Source organism: Streptomyces sp. MI02-7b (assembly GCF_033793585.1).
In the GTDB taxonomy this organism is placed as follows: domain Bacteria; phylum Actinomycetota; class Actinomycetes; order Streptomycetales; family Streptomycetaceae; genus Actinacidiphila.
The window spans coordinates 402,368-424,490 of sequence record NZ_JARAWX010000001.1; the positions used below are offsets into that span (position 1 = coordinate 402,368).

Annotated in this window: 15 protein-coding genes; 6 read left to right on the forward strand and 9 right to left on the reverse strand. The window is 71.8% G+C overall.

From position 1 onward, the window contains the following. Positions 1-238: 238 nt before the first annotated feature. Positions 239-1,222 (forward strand): nitrilase-related carbon-nitrogen hydrolase, encoded by a 984-nt coding sequence (locus tag PV364_RS01685; RefSeq protein WP_319657733.1) that lies wholly within the window; start codon positions 239-241, stop codon positions 1,220-1,222. Positions 1,223-1,317: 95 nt separating this feature from the next. On the opposite strand, the gene PV364_RS01690 is transcribed toward PV364_RS01685, so the two are convergent. After that, complete coding sequence (locus tag PV364_RS01690; RefSeq protein WP_319657734.1) at positions 1,318-2,193, reverse strand: PIG-L family deacetylase; 876 nt, start codon at positions 2,191-2,193, stop codon at positions 1,318-1,320. A 211-nt stretch (positions 2,194-2,404) separates the two neighbouring features. Here PV364_RS01690 and PV364_RS01695 point away from each other — a divergent pair, with 211 nt between their 5' ends. Next, the gene (locus tag PV364_RS01695; protein ID WP_319657735.1) at positions 2,405-3,820 is read left to right on the forward strand and encodes an MFS transporter; all 1,416 of its coding nucleotides are present in this window, start codon (positions 2,405-2,407) and stop codon (positions 3,818-3,820) included. 195 nt (positions 3,821-4,015) lie between these two features. On the opposite strand, the gene PV364_RS01700 is transcribed toward PV364_RS01695, so the two are convergent. Beyond that, a complete protein-coding gene (locus PV364_RS01700) occupies positions 4,016-4,432 on the reverse strand; it encodes a VOC family protein (protein ID WP_319657736.1) in 417 nt (138 codons plus the stop codon). Positions 4,433-5,192: 760 nt separating this feature from the next. On the opposite strand from PV364_RS01700, the gene PV364_RS01705 reads away from it, so the two are divergent. Together PV364_RS01705 and PV364_RS01710 are read left to right on the forward strand one after the other, a co-directional pair. Next, entirely contained in the window at positions 5,193-5,651 is a 459-nt protein-coding gene (locus PV364_RS01705; protein ID WP_319657737.1) for a helix-turn-helix domain-containing protein, read from the forward strand. Positions 5,652-5,792: 141 nt separating this feature from the next. Beyond that, positions 5,793-6,308 (forward strand): carbonic anhydrase, encoded by a 516-nt coding sequence (locus tag PV364_RS01710; protein ID WP_319657738.1) that lies wholly within the window; start codon positions 5,793-5,795, stop codon positions 6,306-6,308. Between the two features lie 16 nt (positions 6,309-6,324). Here PV364_RS01710 and PV364_RS01715 read toward each other — a convergent pair whose 3' ends face one another. Then, the gene (locus tag PV364_RS01715; protein ID WP_319657739.1) at positions 6,325-7,569 is read right to left on the reverse strand and encodes an MFS transporter; all 1,245 of its coding nucleotides are present in this window, start codon (positions 7,567-7,569) and stop codon (positions 6,325-6,327) included. A 133-nt stretch (positions 7,570-7,702) separates the two neighbouring features. On the opposite strand from PV364_RS01715, the gene PV364_RS01720 reads away from it, so the two are divergent. Next, entirely contained in the window at positions 7,703-8,665 is a 963-nt protein-coding gene (locus PV364_RS01720; protein WP_319657740.1) for a LysR family transcriptional regulator, read from the forward strand. Positions 8,666-9,088: 423 nt separating this feature from the next. On the opposite strand, the gene PV364_RS01725 is transcribed toward PV364_RS01720, so the two are convergent. The 5 genes from PV364_RS01725 to rph all read right to left on the reverse strand — a co-directional run bounded on the left by PV364_RS01725 (position 9,089) and on the right by rph (position 19,788). Next, on the reverse strand, positions 9,089-9,652 hold the full coding sequence (locus PV364_RS01725) for a hypothetical protein (RefSeq protein ID WP_319657741.1): 564 nt from the start codon (positions 9,650-9,652) through the stop codon (positions 9,089-9,091). Between the two features lie 77 nt (positions 9,653-9,729). Further along, on the reverse strand, positions 9,730-13,386 hold the full coding sequence (locus PV364_RS01730; RefSeq protein WP_319657742.1) for a S8 family serine peptidase: 3,657 nt from the start codon (positions 13,384-13,386) through the stop codon (positions 9,730-9,732). Between the two features lie 457 nt (positions 13,387-13,843). Next, entirely contained in the window at positions 13,844-16,729 is a 2,886-nt protein-coding gene (locus PV364_RS01735) for a helix-turn-helix transcriptional regulator (RefSeq protein ID WP_319657743.1), read from the reverse strand. Between the two features lie 207 nt (positions 16,730-16,936). Then, on the reverse strand, positions 16,937-17,149 hold the full coding sequence (locus PV364_RS01740) for a dehydrogenase (RefSeq protein ID WP_319657744.1): 213 nt from the start codon (positions 17,147-17,149) through the stop codon (positions 16,937-16,939). Continuing rightward, on the reverse strand, positions 17,146-19,788 hold the full coding sequence (rph, locus tag PV364_RS01745) for a rifamycin-inactivating phosphotransferase (RefSeq protein ID WP_319657745.1): 2,643 nt from the start codon (positions 19,786-19,788) through the stop codon (positions 17,146-17,148). Before rph ends, PV364_RS01740 begins: the two co-directional genes overlap by 4 nt. 479 nt (positions 19,789-20,267) lie before the next feature. Here rph and PV364_RS01750 point away from each other — a divergent pair, with 479 nt between their 5' ends. After that, a complete protein-coding gene (locus PV364_RS01750; RefSeq protein WP_319657746.1) occupies positions 20,268-21,218 on the forward strand; it encodes a hypothetical protein in 951 nt (316 codons plus the stop codon). 325 nt (positions 21,219-21,543) lie between these two features. Here PV364_RS01750 and PV364_RS01755 read toward each other — a convergent pair whose 3' ends face one another. Next, a complete protein-coding gene (locus PV364_RS01755; protein ID WP_319657747.1) occupies positions 21,544-22,005 on the reverse strand; it encodes a hypothetical protein in 462 nt (153 codons plus the stop codon). Positions 22,006-22,123 lie beyond the last annotated feature (118 nt).

Sequence of the window (22,123 nt, forward strand, 5' to 3'; positions counted from 1 at the left end):
AGGGTCGCGGCGGCACGGTGAACGAACGCGGCAGCGGGTCCGCCCGATGCCGCGTCAGCGCCTTCCGCCGGGGTCCTGCCGACCGTCGCACCGCCACCGCCGACGCCACCGCCGACGCCTTCTGCCACACCCCGGACCGGCCGGTGGCGCGTCGAGCGCACCGTGACGGCACCTGCCCTCGTCCACGGAGCTCCTCCGCTCCGCGCTCCCCACCCCAGCCGACAAGGAACCCCCCACCGTGACTCTCGTGAAGGCCGCCGCAGTCCAGATCAGCCCCGTGCTGTACAGCCGGGCCGGCACCGTCGAAAAGGTCGTGGCGAAGATCCGCGAACTGGGAACGAAGGGCGTCCAGTACGCCGTGTTCCCTGAGACCGTCATCCCCTACTACCCCTACTTCTCCTTCGTGCAGGCTCCCTACGCCATGGCCAAGGAGCCCCTGCGTCTGCTGGAGGAGTCGGTGACCGTGCCGTCCGCCGACACCGACGCGATCGCCCAAGCGGCCCGGGAGGCCGGCATGGTGGTCTCGATCGGTGTCAACGAGCGCGACGGCGGAACGATGTACAACACGCAGTTGCTCTTCGACGCCGACGGTACATTGATCCAGCGCCGCCGCAAGATCACGCCGACCTACCACGAGCGGCTCGTGTGGGGCCAGGGGGACGCCTCCGGCCTGCGCGCGGTGGACAGCGCCGTCGGCCGCATCGGCCAGCTCGCCTGCTGGGAGCACTACCAGCCGCTCGCGCGCTACGCCCTGATCGCCGACGGCGAGCAGATCCATGCCGCGATGTATCCCGGTGCCTTCGGCGGCCCGCTGTTCGCCGAGCAGATCGAGGTGAACATCCGTCAGCACGCGCTGGAAGCAGCGTGTTTCGTCGTCTGCGCCACCGCCTGGCTCGACAAGGACCAGGTGGGCCGCATCGCCGAGGACACCGGCGGCCCCGCGTTCTCCGGGGGCTTCTTCACGGCCGTCGTCGACCCCGAGGGCCGCGTCCTCGGCGAACCGCTCACGTCGGGCGAGGGGGAGGTCATCGCCGACCTGGACCTCGGTCTCATCGACCAGCGCAAACGGCTGATGGACGCGCGGGGCCACTACAGCCGCCCCGAACTGCTCAGCCTGCGGATCGACCGCACCCCGGCCGCCCACCTTCACGAGGGCGATGCGCAGGGGCCGCCCCACGGCATCCGGGCATGGGAAGGCGGACAGCCCGCCCCGACTCACTGACCTGCCGCCGGGCCGGATCGCCCGGGAACGCGATCCGGCCCGGCACGGCACGGCGGCGTGACCGTTGCCGCGCCGGCGCGGTCCGCGGTCAGCGGTCAGCGGCCGCCGCCGGTGCCCTCGAACAGGTCGCCCTCCCTTTCGCCGCCCCTCCAGGGCGGGTCCACCAGGATGTACTCCTCGACGGGATTCTCGTGTCCGGTGACGCTCAGCACCCGCAACAGGGCGGCGGCATCCGCCTGGCTGGCGTGTGCCGCCAGGGCACGCAGTTTGTGATCCCAGAAACCGGAGACATCCACCGTCGTGGTGACACTGTCGTCGTCGACGCCTGTCTCCGGGGGCGGCGTCCAGGCACCGGCTCCGAACGCCGCCTCGGCGCGGGCGCGGAGCGCCGTGAGACGGGACCGGGAAAGGGCGATGTAGTACAGCTTCGGGGTGCGTCGGTGAGGAGCCGCACCGCTGTCGCGAGGCGGAAATCCGCCCGCCTCCCGGACGCGTCCGACCGCGGCGACGGTCAGTTCGTGGGTGCGTATGTGATCCGGGTGGTGGGAGAGGCCGTTGGGCGGGTAGGTCACGATCACATCCGGCCGGTACTCGTTCATCAGTGCTTCGAGCCGCCGGACGATCGGCTCGCCCTCGAGTCTGCCGAAGGCGCGAGGGTCGATGTCCCTCACGGACCCGTGCATGCCGGAGTCCGGGTACCCCAGTTGCACCACCTCGCCGATTCCCAGCGCAGTCCTGGACATCGCCAGCTCGCGGGACCGCCGCGCGGCCACCTGCTTCGGCCGGTGGTCGCGGTGGCCCGGTTTGCGACCGTGGGTGTCGTCGCCCTGCCCGCCGTCGGTGCAGGTGACGAGAACGGTCCACATTCCCTCGGCCGCGTACCGCGCGAGGGTGCCGCCCGTCTGGCTCGCTTCGTCGTCCGGGTGCGCGTGAACGACCATCAGCGTCGGCCGGATCTCTGGTGTGTTCAATTACTCGGGCCCTTCCAAGGGAGCGACGAAAGTGGATAGGGATTAATCGGCTCCTGAGCCGCCGGGATTGGGCGGGAAAAGGCCGACATCCCGACGGTTGGACTTTCAAACCATACGTTGTTACGTTACCTGGGCACGCAGCAACTTCACAACACACCAGGAGTGGTGAACGATGATCAATGCAGAGCGAGCGCCCGCCGAGGAGAGTCCGGTGAGCCCCGAAAGCGCCCCTCGCGCAGAGGTACCCGCCGACAATCGAAGGGCTCGGTGGGTACTGGCCCTGGGAAGCCTCGGCGCTTTCGTGGTCTTCCTGGACACCACGATTGTGAACATCGCCTTCGAGACGATCAGCCACAGTTTCCACACCTCGGCCGGTCACCTCGCGTGGGTCCTCAACGCCTACAGCCTGGTATTCGCGGCCATGCTCATCCCGGCAGGGCGAGTGGCCGACCGGTACGGTCGCAAGAACGTATTCATCGTGGGCATTGCCGGATTCGCGCTGATGAGTGCTCTGTGCGGACTGGCGCCGAGCGCGGGCGTGCTGATCACCGCTCGTGCGCTGCAGGCGGTCTTCGCGGCACTCGTCGTCCCGTCGTCCCTGGCGCTCGTCCTCCATGAGTTCCCCGTGGCTCGCCGGCATGTGGCGATCGGCGTGTGGGGTGCGATGGCGGCGGCCGCAGCCGCGGTCGGCCCCACCCTTGGGGCGCTGCTGACCGAGTACGCCTCCTGGCGCTGGATCTTCCTGGTCAACGTCCCGATTGCCGCGGTGATCGTGGCGCTCGGCAGGCGTCTGCTCCATGAGTCCCGGGACCCGCAGGCCTCGGGTGTGCCCGACCCCCTCGGTGCGCTCCTCGTCGCCGTGATTCCCGCGCTCCTCAGCTTCTCCCTCATCGAGGGCCCCTCTCGCGGCTGGTCCGACACCTGGGTCGTGGGCGGCTTCGTCGGAGCGGCCCTCGCGCTTCCGGTCTTTCTGTGGCGCACGTCGAAGGCCGCGCGGCCTGTGATGGACCTCGCCCTGTTCAAGGAGCGTCAGTTCCGGGAAATCAACATCGCAACGCTTCTGTTCTCCACGGCCTTCTTCGGACTGCTGCTGGCCAACTTGATATTCCTGCAGACGGAATGGCACTACTCCGTCCTGCGTGCCGCGCTCGCGAGTTCCGCGGGTCCCATCGTCGTCACGGTCATCGCGCGTTCCACGACCAAACTCGCCACCGTGATCGGCCACCGGCGGGTGCTGCTCGCCGGAGCCGTCACCTGGGCCCTCGGCTGCCTCGGTTTCGCCCTTTTCGTGGACGCCTCACCCCACTGGGTCACTCACTGGCTGCCGTGGACCCTGCTCACGGGCGTGGGCATCGGCCTGACGCTGCCGGTGCAGTCCGGTGCGGCCGTCGCGAAACTCCCGCCGGCGCAGTTCGCCATCGGCTCCGCGATCAACTCCAGTTTCCGGCAACTCGGGGCGGTTCTGGGCGTCAGCATCTTCGTCGCGCTCCTGGGGACTTCCGAACTGGGCCCGGATGTCGGCAACTTCCAGAACACCTGGTGGGTATTCGCCGCTCTCGGCCTCACCGCGGGCATCGTCCAGGCCCTGCCCCGCCTGGGAGCACGCACCACCCCCTCCACACCCTGACAGGGGCGGAGTCCGACCATGCCGAATGACTCAATGCGGCGCACGCGGCGTTGCATTGAGTCACTCGCGCTCGAGCGCCGCGAACCCTGTCTTTCCCCCGTTGGCGCGGCCTTCGCCGGCCGCGCCGCCCGCGACATGACGAAGGGCGCCCATCGGCTCGCGCGTGACCACGAACCCGGACGCCCCTCGCGAGGATCAGGCGGCCGGCTTCCCCGTGACGTTGAGCAGCCAGGCGGTGCCGAACGTGTCGACGCACTGCCCGTGCAGGGAGCCCCACGCGGACGTGGCGAACGGCACGGTGACCGTCCCTCCCTCGGAAAGCCTGGCCCAGTAGTCGGTGAGGTCCGCCTCGTCCCCTCCGAGGGCCACCGAGAAGGAACCACCGGGCCGGTGCTCCTCCGGAGTCGGGGTGTCCGATCCCATGAGGACGACGCCTGCCGTCCCCTTCAGCATCGAGTGAGCCACCAGGCGCTCCTGGGCGGCGGACTCGGCTCGGTGGAGGTCGGCGAACGTGGCGATGTCCAGCGTGCCGCCGAAGACCGACTGGTAGAACTCCATCGCCTCGCGCGCGTTGCCGCCGAAGGTGAGATAGGGCGTGACTCGAGCGGTCATGACCGTCCTTCCATTTGGTTTGCTTTTCAAACCGTAACAGTGCGGGCGGACCGCCTTCAACAACCTCGACCCGCTGTGGTCGGGGCGGCATCACACGCCGAGGCCCGGATCGCCGGCCGCCGTGAGCCGACGGGAGAGGTTCCGCACGGCCCGGATGAGCTCCGCCACGCCCGGGGCGGCTCCGGCAGCCCGATGCCGGTCACCGCCCCCAGCTCGGCGCATCGAGAACAGCGCGCGGAAGCCGGGGAGGAGCTCAGGGGTCTCGGGGGTGGTGCCGAGGCCGACCGTTCCACAGGTGGCGACGGACCCGTGGCAACCCCTGACCGCCAGAGAGATCTTGCCCACGGCCGGCCGTCCAAGCGGTTGTACGCCAGGCGCATGAGCACAGCGCCGGGACCCTGCGGATACCGCTCGAATACCCGCGGCGCAGGACTCGGCCCCCTCGCCTCCCGCGGCACCGACGTCACGAACCCCCGCAGGACGGCCCACTGTTCAGCGGCAGGTCAAGGGCCTGCCGGACGAGTCCGGGAACCACGGTCCAACAGTGGGGTCGACGCGTGCCGGATGGCCGGGCACCTCGGCACCGGGGAACGCGAAAAGGTCCGGGGCCGGGGCGGCAAGGTCCGACTGCCCGCACCCCGCCCACCGCTCCCGCAGCGCGCCGAAGTCCTCGCCCTCAGCCGTCCGAGCGGACTCCCGGGCGTGGGTTGAACAACAGAGGACGGTTTGGTTCACAAACCGTGACTTGGTATACTCAAACATGCCCGAATACCCAGTGGTCCCCGGAAGGCCTTGCGCAGTCGCAGCCACGCTGGAACTGGTCGGCGACCGCTGGTCGTTGCTGATCGCCCGCGAGATCATGTTCGGCAACCGGCGCTTCAGCCAGATCGCCCGCAACACCGGCGCCCCGCGCGACCGGCTCGCCGCGCGGCTGAAGTCGCTCGTGGCCGACGGCATCCTCGAAAAGCACGAGTACCAGGCAACCCGGTTCGAGTACCACCTCACCGAGGCGGGCAAGGAGCTCTTTCCTCTGCTCATCGGCCTCCTCGCATGGGGCGACCGCTGGGCCGTCGAAGAGCCGCCCATGATCGTGGAGCACCACGGCCACCAGGTCCAGCCGACCACCGTGTGCGGCACCTGCGGGGAGACCGTCGACGGCCGCGGACTGCACTGGACGCCCAATGCGCCGGGCTGGTCGATGGCCGGGCCCGAGGCGTAGCGCATCCGGAGCGTCGCGGACTCGCGCGATCGCTCCAGGGTTCGCGAATCAAACCGCATGAGGCTAGCGTGAGGGGTGGGACGCGGGCACCGGTGGCTGCGATCCCCCGGATCGTTCAGTGACTGCCTCAAGGGACCGACCATGGATGTAGTCGAGATGCTGACCAGCCGCAACGCGGACTACGCCCCCCACCGGTACACGCCGGGCCTGCGGATGATGCCCTCGCTCAGGACGATCGTCATCGGATGTGTGGATCCGCGTGTCGAGCCGACCGCGGTGCTCGGCGTGGAGCAGGGCGAGGTCGCCACCATCCGCAACGTCGGTGGCCGCGTCACGCCGGCGACGCTGAGGGAACTGGCGATGCTGCGCAAGGTCACTCAGGCCGCGGGAGGTGACCTCGGGCCGGGCTGGGATGTCGTCGTCCTCCAGCACACCGACTGCGGGATCACCCGGCTGGACGGTGAACTCGACATGCTCTCGGGCTACTTCGACGTCGACACGGACCACGTGGCCGCACAGGCCGTCACCGATCCGCGCCGGGCCGTCGCCCTGGACGTCGATACTCTGCGTGCCCAACCCGGGCTAACGGGCGTACGGGTGTCCGGACTCGTGTACGACGTGGCCACCGGGGAGGTGGACGTCGTCACGACGTCGTAGGGCCGGCGGAGGTCGGTCAGGGACGGCTCGATGCCGGCTCGCGCGCGGGCGGTCGCGCCGCCGCGCGACGCGGCAGCAGCAGGGGGGTCGCCAGCAGGAGTACACCGGCCAGGCCGATGGCGGGGCGCGGGCCGAGCAGGCCGCCCAGCACGCCCCAGACGCCGGTCAGCAGCGCGGTCGAGGCCTTGGTCGTCACCGCCCAGGCGGACAGCGTGCGGGCGACCCGGTCCGCAGAGGTGCGTTCGAGGCGGTAGGTGGCACAGACGGGGTTGAAGATCCCGCAGCAGAAGATGAGCCCGAGCTCGACGCCGATCACCAGCAGCAGCCCTCCGGTGCCCGGCCCCAGGAAGGCCAGGCCGACGGGCCAGACCGCGCGCAGCGCGCCCGCCGCGACCAGGACCTGGTGCTGTCCGAACCGGGTGACCAGCGGGCGGGCCAGCCGTGAGCCGATCAGCCCGCCGATCGAGGGCGCGGCGAAGGCGAGGCCGTACTGCCACGGGGCGAACCCGAGCCGGCCGAGCATCAGGACGGCCAGCAGTGGCTCCGCGGCCATCACCAGGCCGTTGAACAGGGCGGCGTTGAGGAACAGCGGACGCAGGCCGGCGTCAGCGAGGAGGTACCGCCAGCCGTCGAGCAGGTCGCGGGCCCGCATCCGCGGCGCGTCCTGGCGGACGGGCCGCACTTCGTGCCCGCCCGTGGCGCGGATGCCCAGGGCCGAGAGCAGGTAGCTGACGGCATCGGCCACCACCGTCACCACCGGACCGAGCAGGCCGATGGCGGCGCCGCCCAGCGGTGGTCCGATGATCGTGGTCGTCCAGGCCGTGGACTCGAACCGGGCGTTGGCGACGAGCAGGTCCTCGGCGGGCACCAGCGTCTTCAGGAACGCGCCGGAGGCCGCGCGGAAGGTGATGTCGCCCGCCGCGACGACGACCGAGACCAGCAGGAGCTGGAGGAAGGTGAGCACGCCGAGCGCGAACGCGGCGGGGACGGTCAGGAGCGCCGCGCACCGCACCAGGTCCATCGCGATCAGCACGGGCCGCTTGCGCCGGAACTCCACCCACGGGCCGAGCGGCACCGCCACGGCCGCGCCCACCGCGGTACCCGCGGAGGCGAGTGCGGCGACCTCGGCCGGGCCGGAGTGCAGCACCTGGATCGCGATGAGCGGGAACGCGCCGAAGGCGAGCCAGGTGCCGAGCGCGCTGGTCCCGTACGCCCCCCACATCCAACCGAACCGGCTCCCGAGCCGGTGCCCGCTCCTCATGTCCGACGCCCCTCGCCACTCGCCCGCACAACCGGTCCGCGATCGGTGACATCAAAGCGAGCACCGCACCCGGGGATCAAACAACCGCAGGGCCAGCGGGCACAACCAATGGTTGTGGCTCTAGGGTGTCGGCATGGACCTCGACACCGTCCGGACCCTCGTCGCCGCCGCCGACGCGGGACAGTTCCAGGAGGCCGCCGCCGAGCTGGGGGTCACCCAGCAGGCCGTCTCCAAGCGCATCGCCGCGCTGGAACGCGCCCTCGGCGTGCGGCTGTTCACCCGCACCGCGCGCGGTGTCGAGCTCACCATCGACGGGCAGGCGTTCCTGCCCCACGCGCGCGAACTGCTGCGCGTGGCCGAGCGCGCGGTCGCGTCCGTTCGCACCGGCCGCCGCGCGCTGCGCGTCGACATCATCGCCTCGCGCGGAGCGGCGTCGAAACTGATGCGCGGCTTCCACCGCGCGCGGCCCGAGATCGATCTCGACGTGGTGATGCTGTTCGACATAGAGACGGCCGTCGCCGCCATCCGGTCCGGTGAGATCGACGCGTCCTTCCGTGCCGTCGGCGCGCCCGGCCGGCCCCTTCCCGAGGACATCGAGTCCGTCCGGGTGCTCGACGAGCCGCTCGAACTCCTGACGGGCCCCGCCCACGCGCTGGCGGGCGCACGGTCGGTGACGGTCGCTCAGCTCGCAGGGCACCGGATCTGGATGCCCGGCATCGTTCCCGGCACCGAGTGGGCCGCCTACTACGACGCCCTGGTAGCCGAGTTCGGCCTCACCATCGAGGTGACCGGCCCCAACTTCGGTTCCGACGCCCTGCTCGACACCATTGCCGACACCCCGTCCCTGGCCACCTTCATGGGCAGGCACACCCTCCCCCAGGTCCCGCCGGCGAACACCCCCGGCGCCGGGCCCGGCGGCCAGGGCCTGCGCCGGATCCCGGTGACCGACCCGACGCCCGTGTACCCGCACTCGCTCCTGTGGCACCGCGACAACCCCCACCCGGCGCTGGCCACCCTCCGTACCCACCTGGCCGCCGCGGCGGCCGGCCGCGACGCGTCCGGGACCTGGGTGCCGGGCTGGGTGCTGCCGCGCTGAACCAGTCCTCATTGAGCCGCTCGACGAGCCGCGGAGTGGCGTACGGATGGGAGAAGCCGCCACCCGGATCCTCGGCACCGTATCCGTGGACGAACGGCACCGTGCCGTCCGGGACGGCGTTCGGGATCACCTCCAGGCCGGCCCGCCGCAGCGGCCGGTACACCTTTCGGTCGCGCTCCCGGATGCCCATCGGCGGCTGTTCTACCAGGCCCCGACCTCCCGTCACGCGGGTTCGGTGCCGACGACCACGACGGCCGGCTCCCGTCCGGCACCCCGGGAACCCCGGAGCCGTGGATCGCCGCACCGGTCGCCAGGGGCTGCCGCCGGCAAGGGGGCCGGCACGCGGTGCGGCCGGGGCGAGAGTCGGGTCTCGCCCCGGCCGCCGGCCGTCCGCTCGGTCCGCCGTTCACGACGGCGGCATCGTCACCGCAGCGTGTACACCGTGGGGATGGTCTGCCGGACGGTGTTGCCCTGGCTGTCGGTCGCGCTGATCCTCAGTCCGACGCCCTTGGCGGCCTGCTCCCGCCGCGGGTTCTCGATCGTCGTGGTGAAGGTGTTCTTCGCCGTGGCCCTGGTGGTCGCCGGGTGCCAGGTCCTGCCCCCGTCGAACGTGGTCTCCGCCTTCAGGGACGTCACCTTGGGAAGGGCCGCGAGGCTTTCCTGGTAGTAGCCGACGACGGTGACCTCGTGGGTCTCCCCCGCCCTGACGGTGTTGTCCAGGGCGAGACCGAAGTCGTAGCGCAGGAAGATCAGCGGCTCCGGACGGCAGGCCGCCGTGTTGCTGCCGGCCACGTCGCCCATGCAGGGGCTCAGCTCGGGGGCGTCGCCCTTGGCCGGCTTGGCGGAGGTGTACTGCCACACGGTCTTGACGTCGTTGGTCTGCGTCTCGAACGTGTACCGGGCCGACTTCGCCGGCAGGTCGTAGGAGACGAGGTCTCCGCCCTTGCAGCCGGAGAGCGCCAGCATCACTGCGGCTGCGAGCACCATGAGGGCCCCTCCGCGGCGCCGCGCCGATGGCACACGGGTGTTCATCGTGTTGGTCTCCTTAGCGGGTTCGCGTGCCGTCACTGGCTCGTGTAGCTCTGGTCGGCGAGGTGCTCCGTGCGACGCCCGATCTCGTCACCGGACGCGTTCAGCAACCTGAAGTCGCAGGTGGAGTCGAGGTTCGGCAGGGTGGGCGAGGCGACCGGGCCGCACGCCGGGACATCGGCGAAGTCGTGCGAGATGAGCTCGTCGTCGACGATGCCGATCAGCCCCTGGCGGCCACCGCCGCTGCCCGTCAGGTACACGGTGGGGTAGAAGGTGTCGCCCTGCCGGCATCCCGAGCACGGTCCGGCCTTGACCGTGAAGCCGGACGCGGTCCGCACCTGCTGAGCCGCGCCCGGTACGGCCGGCCCCGCGTTCCAGTGGATCGCGTCCCTGCCGGTGAGGACCAGGTCGTTGACCTCGGTCCGGTTGTGGGCCAGGAAGGAGTCCGCTCCGTGCTCCGCCCAGGAGGCGGTGAAGCGGCTGATCGCGTTGTCCTGCCGCCTGACGAAGGTGGTCAGGGTCTGCCGCGTGGACGGGTGCGGCAGGCCCACCTGCGACGTGGCGGACGTGGCCGGGAACTGCTGCATCCAGCTCAGCTGGTGGACCTCGCCGGGACGTGCCGCGTGGAAGTACAGGTCGACCCGGTCGAGGTCGTGCTTCCCGACCCGGTAGGCGTTCGGCCGGATCTGCCCGTCGTCGTGGTAGGTGGCGGCGTACGCCCTGGGCACGACGCTGCCGCCGAGACGGATCCCGACATGCGACCGGGTCTTGAGCCGCTTGATCAGGCCCTCGGCCTCGGCGTAGGGCACGCTCACGATCGGCAGCGCGGCGTACGGCTGGATCTCCGGGCAGCTCTGCGGCCCGTCCGCGCACTGGTCGAGGTCCGAGGGACGGCCCAGCGAGGTGAGGTCCGGTGCCGCGACCAGCACACCGACGGCACCCGCGGCGGCCGCGGCCGCCACCCGCTCGTCCCGGAGCCTCGGGAAGTCGCAGGTGCCCTGGCAGAGGTCGGTCGGTGTCAGGAGTACGAGCTTGCCCCGGACATCGGCCTTCGCGAGTTCGGCGGCGGTCCCGGTGCCCGCGTCGACCACCGGCAGGTGGCCCTTGACCGGCAGCCGGGGAACCGGGATCGCGGCTTCGCGGAAGCTCGGGTCCCCGTCGTCGTGCAGCCACATCTGCGTCTCGGTGAGCGCGGCGTCCGGGGTCGCATAGCGGGCGGACAGGGTGGAGGAGGCACCGCCGCCGGTGGTCCGCAGGGTGACGACGGGAGTCGTGCGCACGCTGTAGAAGTCGTGGGTGAAGGTGCCCTCGCTCACCTTGCCGGTGGGCAGCACCCACCAGTTCGGTTCGGCGGCCCTGTACTCGGCCGAGAGCGCCGTGCCCATCGTCCACGCCCCGGTCGCCGAGACCCGGTTGGCGAAGTCGGTCGCGTTGTACGTTTCGGTGGCCTCCGGATACCGCACGCTCAGCGGCTCGGCCTTGCGCAGGTCCAGCGTGACCGTGGTCGCCTTGGTGAGGCTCACCTCCGGTGCGACCGGTTGGGCCTGCTGCCACTGGCCGGCCGCGTTCCGCCAGCTGACCGGCATCTGCACCGCGTAGCTGCCGCGGAAGAGCTGCTCGGTCATGGTGTCCGCGCCGACTTCGAAGACCTGGCCCGCGTGCAGGTGCACCTGGTCGTCGACCGGCATGAACGCGGCCGTGCCGTACCGGACGTCGGTGGCACCCACCGGGGGGACGACGTTCAGGGTCAGCGGGAACTTCTGCGCCTCGACGAAGGTGTGGATCCCCGAACTCAGCCGTATCGCGCCGGAGTCGTCACGGGCGCTCAGCAGCCCGTTGTAGCCGCCGTAGGCCCCGTCGGTGCCGAGCACCCTGCCGTCGAGCGTCACCGACACCTCGGCGGACCCGCCCGCGGGGACGACCACCTTGTCGGTGCTGAGGGTGAACAGCCCCGCCGCGGCCGGCCTGCCGTCGGCGAAGGAGACCGGCATCGTCAGATGCAACGTGGCCGCCTCGTCACCGCGGTTGGTGTACGTGATCTTCTTTGTCACCGGCGCGTGCGGGTAGGCCAGCCGGTCGAAGTTCAGGTTTCCCTTCGGGACGATCCGCGGGTTGGTCGCGGTCGCGAGGTCCACCCGGCCCCTGCCCTGGGCGTACATGTCGTGTCCCAGGTCGGCGGCCGTGTCCATCAGCAGCGCCTTGATCTGCTGACCGGTCAGCTCCGGGTGCTGCTGGGCGACGATCGCCGCGGCGCCGGCCACGTGGGGCGTGGCCATCGAGGTCCCGCTGGCCGTGGTGTAGTACTGGTCCACCGGCGTGCCCATGGTGGTACCGGCGGCGCGCGCCGCCACGATGTCGACGCCCGGAGCCGCGATGTCGGGCTTGGCGGCGCCGTCCCCGATCCGCGGCCCGCGGTTGGAGAAGTCGGCCATCGCGTCGCTCTTGTCGACGGCCGCCACGGTCAGGGCGTCGTCGGCGGAACCCGGCGCGACCACCTTCTGGTGGACGAAACCGGAGTTGCCGGCCGCGACCACGAACAGCGTGCCGGTGCTGCGGCTGAGCTCGTTGAGCGCCTGGCTCATCGGGTCGGTGCCGTCGGTGGGATCGCCGCCCAGACTCATGTTGACGACCTTGGCGCCCGAGTGGGCGGCCCAGTCCATGGCCGCGATGATCCCGTCGTCCGGGCACTGCCCGTTGTCGTCGCAGACCTTGCCGACCAGGAGCTTGGCGCCGGGGGCGACACCCTTGCGCAGCCCCTTGGACGCGGCGCCGCTGCCGAGGACCGTGGACGCCACGTGGGTGCCGTGTCCGTGCCCGTCCTTGGCGCCCGTGGGACTGCCGGTGAAGTCGACCTGCCCGACGATGCTGCCGGACACGTCCGGGTGGGTGGCGTCGATGCCGGTGTCCAGCACCGCCACGGTCACGCCAGTGCCGTCGTACCCGCGTTCCCACGCGACGGGAGCGCCGATCTGCGGTACGGACTGCTCCAGGTCGACATGTGCCAGGCCGTTGAGCCAGACCTTCTTGACCCCCGCCAGGGAACCGGCGGACCGGGCGGCGGACGTCGAGTCCGTCTTGCCCTGTACGCTCTGCCACCACTGTCCGTTGTCGGCGATGTTCAGCGAGCGGCCGTTGATGCTCGGCAGCGACCTGCCGCCCGACGCCCCGGCGACCTTCCGCGACCTGTCCGCCCCGGCCGTGCCGGTGTACGTCACGAGCACCGGCACCGCGTCGGCCCTGCCCGCCGCGACGAGCGTCACCAGCTGGCTCAGGTCGAAGAGGCCCCAGTCGAGCAGTCCCTTGCCGACCAGCGCGAGGGCGTCGTCCGGTACGACGTACACCTTGCCCTGGCGGGTGAGGGTGTGGAACACGACCGGCGGTCCGTCGGGCCGCGTCGCGCCGACGATGTCGCGGACGACCGGCGTGCCCTTGTCGTCGACGCCGACGCGTACCTTGTCGCCGGTGATCAGCGTCACCTGCACGGTCCCACCGGACGCGGAGACGATCCGCGCCAGGTCGCCGTCGGCGGTCACCGTACGGCCCTTCGGCTGTACGACACCGGTGGACGGCGTCTGCCGGGCCGGCTCGGCCGCGTGGGTCGCGGTGGTCGACACGACCATGCCGAAGACGGTCAGACCGACGGTCACCGCGCCAAGGCGTCTGCTCAGACGCTTCCTTGCGCTGCGCCTCATCTATGGGCCTCCTGTGAGCTGAATGACGGTGTATCGGGGGGAGGTTCGGCGTGGAGACGTGCGGGCCGCCGGCGATCGGGCTTCCGGTGCGCACGAGGACCGCGCCCCTCACCGGCGGACCGGATCGGGTTGGGCCTCGCGCCTTCGGCGATCGCGGTCCGACCCTGGGCCCCCGCGCTAGAGCGGTTCGTACTCGCCGGCAACAGCGGCGTCACCCGCGTCCTCGGTGGTCGGGGCGTGAGCCGGGTCGGCCTGCGGTACTGCCGGTACCGGTTCGTCCTTCGCACGGTGTGCTGAAACGGCCGGGCCGTCTGCCGGTTCGGGTGTCAGCGGTTCTGCGGGCAACATGGGCACGAGTGTGCAACCGGGCCCCGCCGCGGCTCGATTGGTCAGATGCGGGAATTAACTCGCCGTTCGCTCGCGTGTCTTTCTTTCGTCCACGGCGACGGCGGTGAATTCACTCGTCGCCCGGCGGCGTTCTCCCCTGCTCTCCGACGAGTCCCAGTTCAACGACCCTGAGCGCGAGTCCGGTCCGCGACGTCACCCGCAGTTTGCGCATGGCCGACCTCAGCTGGCTGGCCACGGTCTGCGTCGACACCACGAGCACGTCGGCGATCTGACGGTTCGTCCGGCCGTCGAGCAGCAGGCGGGCGACCTCCAGCTCGCGCGGGGAGAGCCGGTTGCCGTAGCCGGGCCGTCCGCGGCCGCGCGTCTCGCGGGCGTCCCCTCCACCCCGCTCGTCCAGGAACGCCGTGACCCGGTCGGCGTCGTTGCGGGCGCCGAGCTCCGACAGCGCCCGCGCGACGCCGGACAGCACCGTCAGCCCGGCCTCGTCCCGGCCTTCGGCGAACAGGCAGCGGGCGTGGCGCTCCCGCGCGAGCAGCGCGTCGTAGGGGCGCGGCAGTGCCTGCCAGGCGTCGGCCGCCCGGGCGAACAGCGAGGCGGCCTCGGCGAGCCGGCCGTCGGCTTCGGCCAGGAGGGCGCGGCACAGCACCAGGGAAGCCTGCGGTGCCGGGGCGTCCTTGCCGCCCAAGGCCCTTTCGAAGCCGCTCACCAGGTCCGCGGCGTCGCCGAGGCGATCCGCGGCGACCAGGGCCGCCACCCGTACCGGGGCGAACTCGACGGCCCTGGTCCAGATCCCACTGCCGAGGGCGATCTCGGCCACCTCGTCGGTGAGCCGGATCGCCTCGGCGGCATCTCCGTCACGCAGACGCATCTGTGCCAGCGCGGTCGTGGCCTCGATCCGCTGCTGGTCGTCGCGTCCGGCGAACCGCAGACGTTCCTCCGCCGCTCCGCGGTCCCCGGCGGCGCCCTGGATCAGGCCCGCCACGAGGGCGGCCTCGCACCGGTCCTTCAACCGCACCCCCTCGTCGTCGTCGACCAGGCGCGCCGCCCGTTCGGCGAGTCCCGTCCAGGCACCGGTGAACCAGTCGAGATGGGCCCGGGACGAGGCGATGCTGGCGAGGTACTCCAGGAACTCGTGGCGCTCGGCGAGCGCCGAGGCCTTGGCCAGTCGTGACCTGGCCTCCTCGTACCGTCCCCAGCGCATCGCCTCCTCGCCGACGTTCGTGTGCCCGACCGCGACCATCGCGGCCTCACGCGAGCTGGCGACGTCGTCCGGGATCCGCCGGGCCGCCTCCCACCCGGCTTCCTCACCGAGCATGAGCAGCGCGAAGGCCCGCTCCACCGAGAGGCGCATGCGGTCGTGGGGCGCGATCGACGGCGCCATCTCGGGTGCCTCGTGCAGCCAGCGCAAGTGTTCCGAGACCGGCCGCGCGTTCCCGAGGGGGAGGGCGAGGAGGATGCGGGCCCGCGCCCCTTCCAGCGAGTCCGGCGTCAGGTGGGGCACGGCTCTCAGCAACTCGGTCCGGCCCGCCTCGATCTCTCCTCCCACCATGAGCACCCGGCCGATCTGGAAGCGGACCAGGGCCTGCTGTCCCGGCGTCAGGGCCTGGGTGCGCAGGGCCGAGCGCAACAACTCGATGATCTTCGAATGAGGGTCGGAGCCGGGCAGCGACTGGAACTGGATCTTCGTCACCATCGCCACCAGCGGTTCCACCGGCAGAGTGACGCTGGTGACCAGGCTGTGGAGCAGCAGTGCCGAGGTGGCCACGTCGCCGGACTGCGTGGACAGGTCGGCCGCCCGCTCGGTCCACCGGCACGCCGCACCGGCCTCGCCGGCCAGCCGGAAGTGCCGTGCCAACTGTGCCACCGGCGGGAGCGGCCATTTCTCCAGCGCCCGGCCGGCGCGCAGATGCATGGCACGGAGTTCCTGGGCCGGGATGGTCTCGTACACGGCGTGGCACGCCAGGGAATGACGGAACGACCACTGCCCCGGCCCGGCCTCGCGCAGCAGGCCGGACCCCATGGCCTCGGCCGCCTGCGCGGTGAACCGGTCCTCGGGCAGCCCGGTCACCGCCCGCAGCGTCGGGTAGTCGGCCGGCCCGGAGAGCACGGAGACCGCGTACAGGACCGCACGGGTGTCGGGCCGCAGGCGCCCGACGCGTTCCAGCATGGCGTCGCGGATCGTGGGGGGTACCTCGATGCGGTCCAGCCGGCGGCGCGCCCACCCCCCGTCCTGCCGGATCAGGTCGGCGCGGTCGTGCAGCAGCCGCACCGACTCCTCCACCGCCAGCGGCACACCCTCCGTGCGTGCGTGCAGGAAGGCGGCGAACTCGGTCGACACGTGCTCGCCGGCGAGCATCGAAGAGATGACTTCGGCGGTCTCGCGGACGTCCAGCGGTTGCAGGGTCATCCTGACCAGGCGCGCGTCGGCGGGTGGCCGGGAGGTGAGCCGCAGCAGCAGGGAGCCGGGCGCCACCTCCTCACGCCGGTACGTGACGACCACGCTCACCGGCTGGGGCCGGCGCGAGACCAGGAACAGCAGGAACTCCAGGGTGGCTTCGTCCGCCCAGTGCACGTCCTCGAGCACCAGCACGGCCACCCCCAGCCGGCTGAGCACCTCCACGAAGGCGCGGAACAAACGGTGCCGGGCGGCGGTCGGGTCCTCCAGCGGTTCCGGTGCCGGAGGCAGGTCGGCGGCCCACTCGGGGAACAGCGGCCGCAGCGCGCCGCCCAGGCCGCTCAGGCGCAGCCCGGACACGCCGCCGACGCCGTCGCGCACCGCGTCCACGACCGCGCCGAGCGTGTACGGCACGCGCAGCTCCGGGCAGGCACCGACCAGGGCACGACGCCCTCGCTCGGCCTGGGACGCCAGCATCTCCCGTACCAGCCGGGTCTTGCCGATGCCCGCCTCACCGTCGATCAGGACCACGGCGGGCGGTTGCGCGAGTGCCGCGCCGAGCGCGCCGACCTCACGGTCGCGCCCGACGAACCGCGGCACGGAAAGCGTCGGGAGCGGACCGCCACCGCTGTTGGCCCGTCCCACCCACACCCGTCCCCTCGGTCGACCAGCCTGCGCCTGCGCCGACTTTAGCCGTGAACGATCACGTGGGAAGCGGTTCGGGCCAGATATTTGACCCGGCAAGTGCTCGGTCGGGACCTTCGGTCGGACCGCCTCCGGGGGCGGTCCGACCGAAGGGCCTGTGCGTCAGCCGTCCATCAGGTCCGGGTAGGGGCAGGGCTCCAGCGGGGCGGACGGCCGGTCCGCCCACTTCCACCAGACATGCCGGTTCGCGCAGCCCCAGACGATCCGGCAGATGCGCCGGTCGTCCTCCTCGCGGTGGCAGAGCGCCATCGCACCGGCCACCAGCCGACCGCCGCACCGGGGACAGACGGGTCCCTTTCCTGCGCTGTCGGTCACGACAGGATCTCCACGAACCCGTCGGTCCCGTGCACACGGATCCGCTGCCCGTCCCGGATCAGCCGGGTGGCTCCCGCCACGCCCACGACGGCCGGCAGGCCGTACTCCCGGGCGATCACCGCGCCGTGGGTCATCACGCCGCCGACTTCCGTCACCAGGCCCGCGACGGCGACGAACAGCGGCGACCAGCTGGGGTCCGTGAAGGCCGTGACCAGGATGTCGCCCGCCTCGAGATCGGCGTCCCCGATGTCGAGGACGACGCGGGCCCGTCCCTCGACGGTCCCGGCGGAGACCGGCACGCCGGCCAGGGCGCCGGCCGGCACGTCGTCGCGCCGGTACGCCCCGGTGAGGGCCTCGCCGTCCGAGGTGAGCACGCGGGGCGGTGTGAGCGCCTGGTACGACCGGAACGCGTCCTTGCGCTGCCGGATGAGCCGGCCGTCCACCTGGTGCGTGCGCACGACCTCGTGGAGTTCCTGGAACGTGAGGTAGTGGATGTCCTCCTTCTCGGCGAGCACACCGGCCCGCACAAGGCGCTCGGCCTCTCCCAGCAGGGCCCGCTTGTACACGAAGTAGCGGCTGACGATGCCGTACTTCGGGTACTCCCGGTACCCGATGAAGGTTCTCACCCGGTCGATCATCCGCTGGGTCTCGTCGGCCTTCCGGTCCCCGTCCGGCAGCGCCCGCAGGCGTGACAGCACGTCCTGTTCCTTCTGCCGCGCCTTCCGGCGCCCTTCCTCGAAGCGCCGCCGGGCGGCGCCCGGCTCGAAGTTCCTGACGTTGTCGAGGATCACGGGCACGAGCGTGGCGGGCCGCTCGCGCCAACGTGGCCGCGTGATGTCGATCTCGCCGACGCAGCGCATGCCGTACCGGTCGAGATAGGTCTCGATGGCGTCGCGCGCTTCGGTCCCGCCCGCGAGCTTCGGCAGTTCGTCCAGGAATGCATGGTCCTCGATGTCGTGGACGCCCTGGACGCCCTGGACGCCCTGGACGCCCTGGACGCCCTGGAGGAACGCCACCACCTCCGGCAGGGGGCGGATCACGTCCGCGACGTCGAGCAGCGCCAGTCCCATCTCCGACGTGATGTTGTCGGGGGCGGAGAGCGTGAGCGTGTCAGCCGCGTTCTTCTCGCCCAGCCACTCCCGCAGCTTGTCGTTGAGCCACCAGGTGGCCTCCATCCCCGCCATGATCACCTGCATGTTCAGGGGATCGCCGAGCGCCCGCTTGTGCTCCTCGAAGGCCTCCAGCAGGAAGTCGAACAGCGCCGGGCCGGTCTTCGCCCGGATGTCGCGCTCCAGGGCGGCGACGGATACCTCGCTGCGCTCGATCAGCTCGGTGACGATGGCCGGATCGGTCTCGATCGGGGCGGCGGCAGCACCGAACGGGGGCCCGCCGGGACCCGCGTCCGGGAGGGACGGCACGAAGTCGTCACGGTCGAGGACGGTCTCCAGGGCGTCCCTGACCAGCGGATCGCCCTTCCCCATGATGTCCAGGAGGGCGGCGCGGCTCGCGGGCGAGGCCAGGCGCCGGGTGGCGTCGACGAAGAGCCTCCCGCCGGCCGCGTGCATCGGCGCCATGGCCGTCAGCTGCCACATGGACAGCCCCAGGGGCTTCATGGGGTCGGTCATCATCTGCTGATGACCGACGGAGACGTAGACGTGGTTCTCCTCGTCGTCCGCCTCGGGAACAGGGAAGAGCGTCGTGATGGGCCGGCTCTGGACGATCCGGAACCCCTCGTCGTCCAGGCACCATTCGATGTCCTGAGGGCGGCCGAAGTGGGCTTCGATCCGGCGCCCGAGCTGCACGAGCCGTACCACCTGCTCATCCGTCAGCGCCGGTTGCTGCTGCCGCCACGCGTCGATCGCCACTTCCTGCGTACCGCCCGCGGGAAGGGCCTGAACGGCACGCCGCTTGGCGGCGATCGCCCTGGTGACGACTTGGCCGTCCCGCACCGTGTGGACATCCGGGTTCACCAGGCCGGAGACCAGGGCCTCACCGAGGCCGAAGCCCGCGTCCACGGTGGCGACCTTCCGGTTGCCCGTGACGGGGTCGGCCGTGAACAGGATGCCGGACGCGTGCGGGACGACCATCCGCTGCACGACCACGGCCATGTGGACCGCACGGTGGTCGATGCCGTTCCGCCGGCGGTAGATCACGGCCCGCTCGGTGAACAGCGAGGCCCAGCACCGGCTGACGTGCCGGAGGACCGCCGCCGGCCCGACGACGTTCAGGTACGTGTCCTGCTGACCGGCGAAGGAGGCCGTCGGCAGGTCCTCCGCCGTCGCGCTGGAGCGTACGGCCCAGGCGGCCTGCTCGCCGAGCCGCGCGAGGGCACGGGTGATCGCCGCCGCGAGATCACCCGGGATGGCGGTCTCTTCGATGTCCCGGCGAATCCGCGCGCTGAGCGCGCGGATCGCCTCCCGGTCGTCCGGGTGCGAGCGCGCCAGCTGATCGAGCCGATCCTCGATCGACGGCGCCTCCGCCATGATCCGCCGGAAGGCGTCCGTCGTCACGCAGAAGCCGGCCGGCACGCTGATGCCCTCGATCCGCGACAGCCCACCCAGGTGCGCGCCCTTGCCGCCGACGAGCGCGACCTGCGTCTCGTCGACCTCTTGAAGATCCCATACGTACTGCTCAATCACTGCGATCCCTCCGAGGCAGCCGTGCTCCGCCGCACCGCGGTGACCGGTCGCATCGCCGGCGCCTCCCACTCCGTCACTCCGTCGAACCTCTTGCCGAGCACGTCCTCGTCCCTGGTCGTCCCGCGTCCCCCGTCGTGTCCTCGTCTCCGCCGAATGCGGCATCGGCCGACGATTGTGCGCCCTGACCCGGGCCTTGCGGCAAGGCCCCCCGTGCGCTATAAGTTGAGAGTGGCAAGGAGAGAGCGCTCCTTGCCTTTTCCTTTTCCGTCCCACGGCACTGAACAGCCGCTCGCGAAGCGGGTATCCGGGCGTCCGCGGCCCGGTGAGCTGCGCTGCGGGGTGCGGTGTCCCCCCGACATCCCCTTGCCGCCCCGGCGCGGGCCTGGTGGGATGCCGGGGCTCAGAGGGCGGGAGGGGACGGCTTGGCGGTGTTCGGGTGTGCGCGCTGCGGCGCGGTGCTGACGGCGGCGGTGTCGCGAGTGGCACTGCCGATCCATCTGCGCGACGCCCACTGGGAATCGCTGCACCCTCCGCTCCTGGAGACGGGGACGTACGCCGTCGACCCCGTGCCGTACGGGCCTCCGTGGCGGCCCTGGGAGGAGGCCGGACCGCAGGCGGTCGCGGCGCAAGGGTTCTTCGTGCCGCCGGGCTCCCTGTCCGAGGGACCGTCCGGCACCGTCCTGCTCGCGCCCGGCGACCTGCGCGGCACCGGACTGATCGCGGGCCGGACCGGGGGCTACTGCTTGGGGATCAACGGCGGCGACGGGCCGAACCTCGCCTGCCTGGACTGCGCGGCGCCGGTCGGATCGCGGATCGACGACTGCGGGGCGTGGCAGATGGTCCGGCTCCTCCCGCAGGCCGTGGCGGAGTTGCCCGGGCCGCCGGAGCGGCCCGTCATGGACTGGGCGGAACTGCCCGCCGACGGTGTGCTGCGGCACCGGCTGAGTGCGTACCTGGACATCCCCGCCGGCGCGGCCCTCGCGCATGTGGTGGTGAGCTCCGGAGGCGGGCCCGTCGAGGTGACGCCCGGGCCGATCGCCGAACTCCTCGGCCGGGCCCTCACCACGCTGCTGCCCTCAGGGAAGGATGCGAAGCGGCTGGACCTGGCAGGGCCGGGGCTGGGCCAGACGACCGCCGGACTGGTGCTGGTACCGGTCCATCCGCAGACCGGAGAGGTGTGGCAGCCGGGCGGCGGCGCGGTGGGCGTGCCCGTGGAGGCCGCGCTCTGGGCCGAGTTGGCCTTCCCTGCCCATCGAACGCGGCTGCCGGTGGTCGGCGGCCTGCCCGAGGGCGTGGAGCGGGACGATCCGCTCCCACCGCACCCGAACGGTCCGTTCCGGCCGTCACTCACCGCGTTCCGGCGCACTCTCGCGCGCACGCCCGTCGTCCGGGAACCGTGGCTGCGGGCGATCTACGACCGCGGGTACTGACACGTCGCGGGTACCGCCCGAAGGGTTCGGCGGCTGCCCGCCGGAGCCGCCCCGATCCATGCCCGCACGATCGCCCCGACGTCAGGCAAAGGTTCTTGCCCGCTTCGCATCCATACACCCGGCCCAGCCGACCGGCCGACGCACACCGGGCCCGCGCCCGGGTCCGGCCTGACCGAGTGCCGGGCGGCGCGAACGCGGTCCTGGCGGTGCTCGGGCGTACGCGGGGCAGCGGTACGCCGAGACGGCGTGACGCCGGCCGGGACGACCCGGCCCGCACTGACAACCCGTCACCGACAGCGGCGACGCACGGTGGCAGGCGAGGCGATCACCTGTCGCCCTGGAGGAAATCGTCGACCCGGAGGTCCAACCACACACGGCACGCCCACGTCAGTCCGGCGAGCACGACCGCGGCCGCCCCGCCCGCCAACGCCGTCCGCGCGCGTGCCGCCGCCCGGCGGCGGAGCACACCACTCGCCACCGCACAGACCGCCAGCGTGATCGCCGGCACCCCGAGAAGCATGGACGGCAGCTCCACATACAGCAGGCTCCAGTCCCGGCGGTCCTCGAAACCCCCCTGAAGACCGGGGCGGGCACCCTGCAGCCACACGCCGAGCCCGACACACGCACTGACCGCCGCCACACAACAGCCGACGGCACCGGTGGGTTCACCCCGCTCCCTCATCCCCCTACCGACGCATCCCGCGCGATCGCAGTTCCCGTTCCGCGTCCTCCCCACCGGACGCCCGCCCGCGTCGGCGGTCGCCTCGGCGGTCGCGTCGGCGATCACCCGAAGTTCTCGCTCCCACCGTGAACTTCCGCCTCTCCAGGTGCATCTCAACCGCGACGACAGGACGTGCTCACGGCGCGTCCGCTGCGTCGCGCCGGGCCGATCGGCCCGCTTCCCG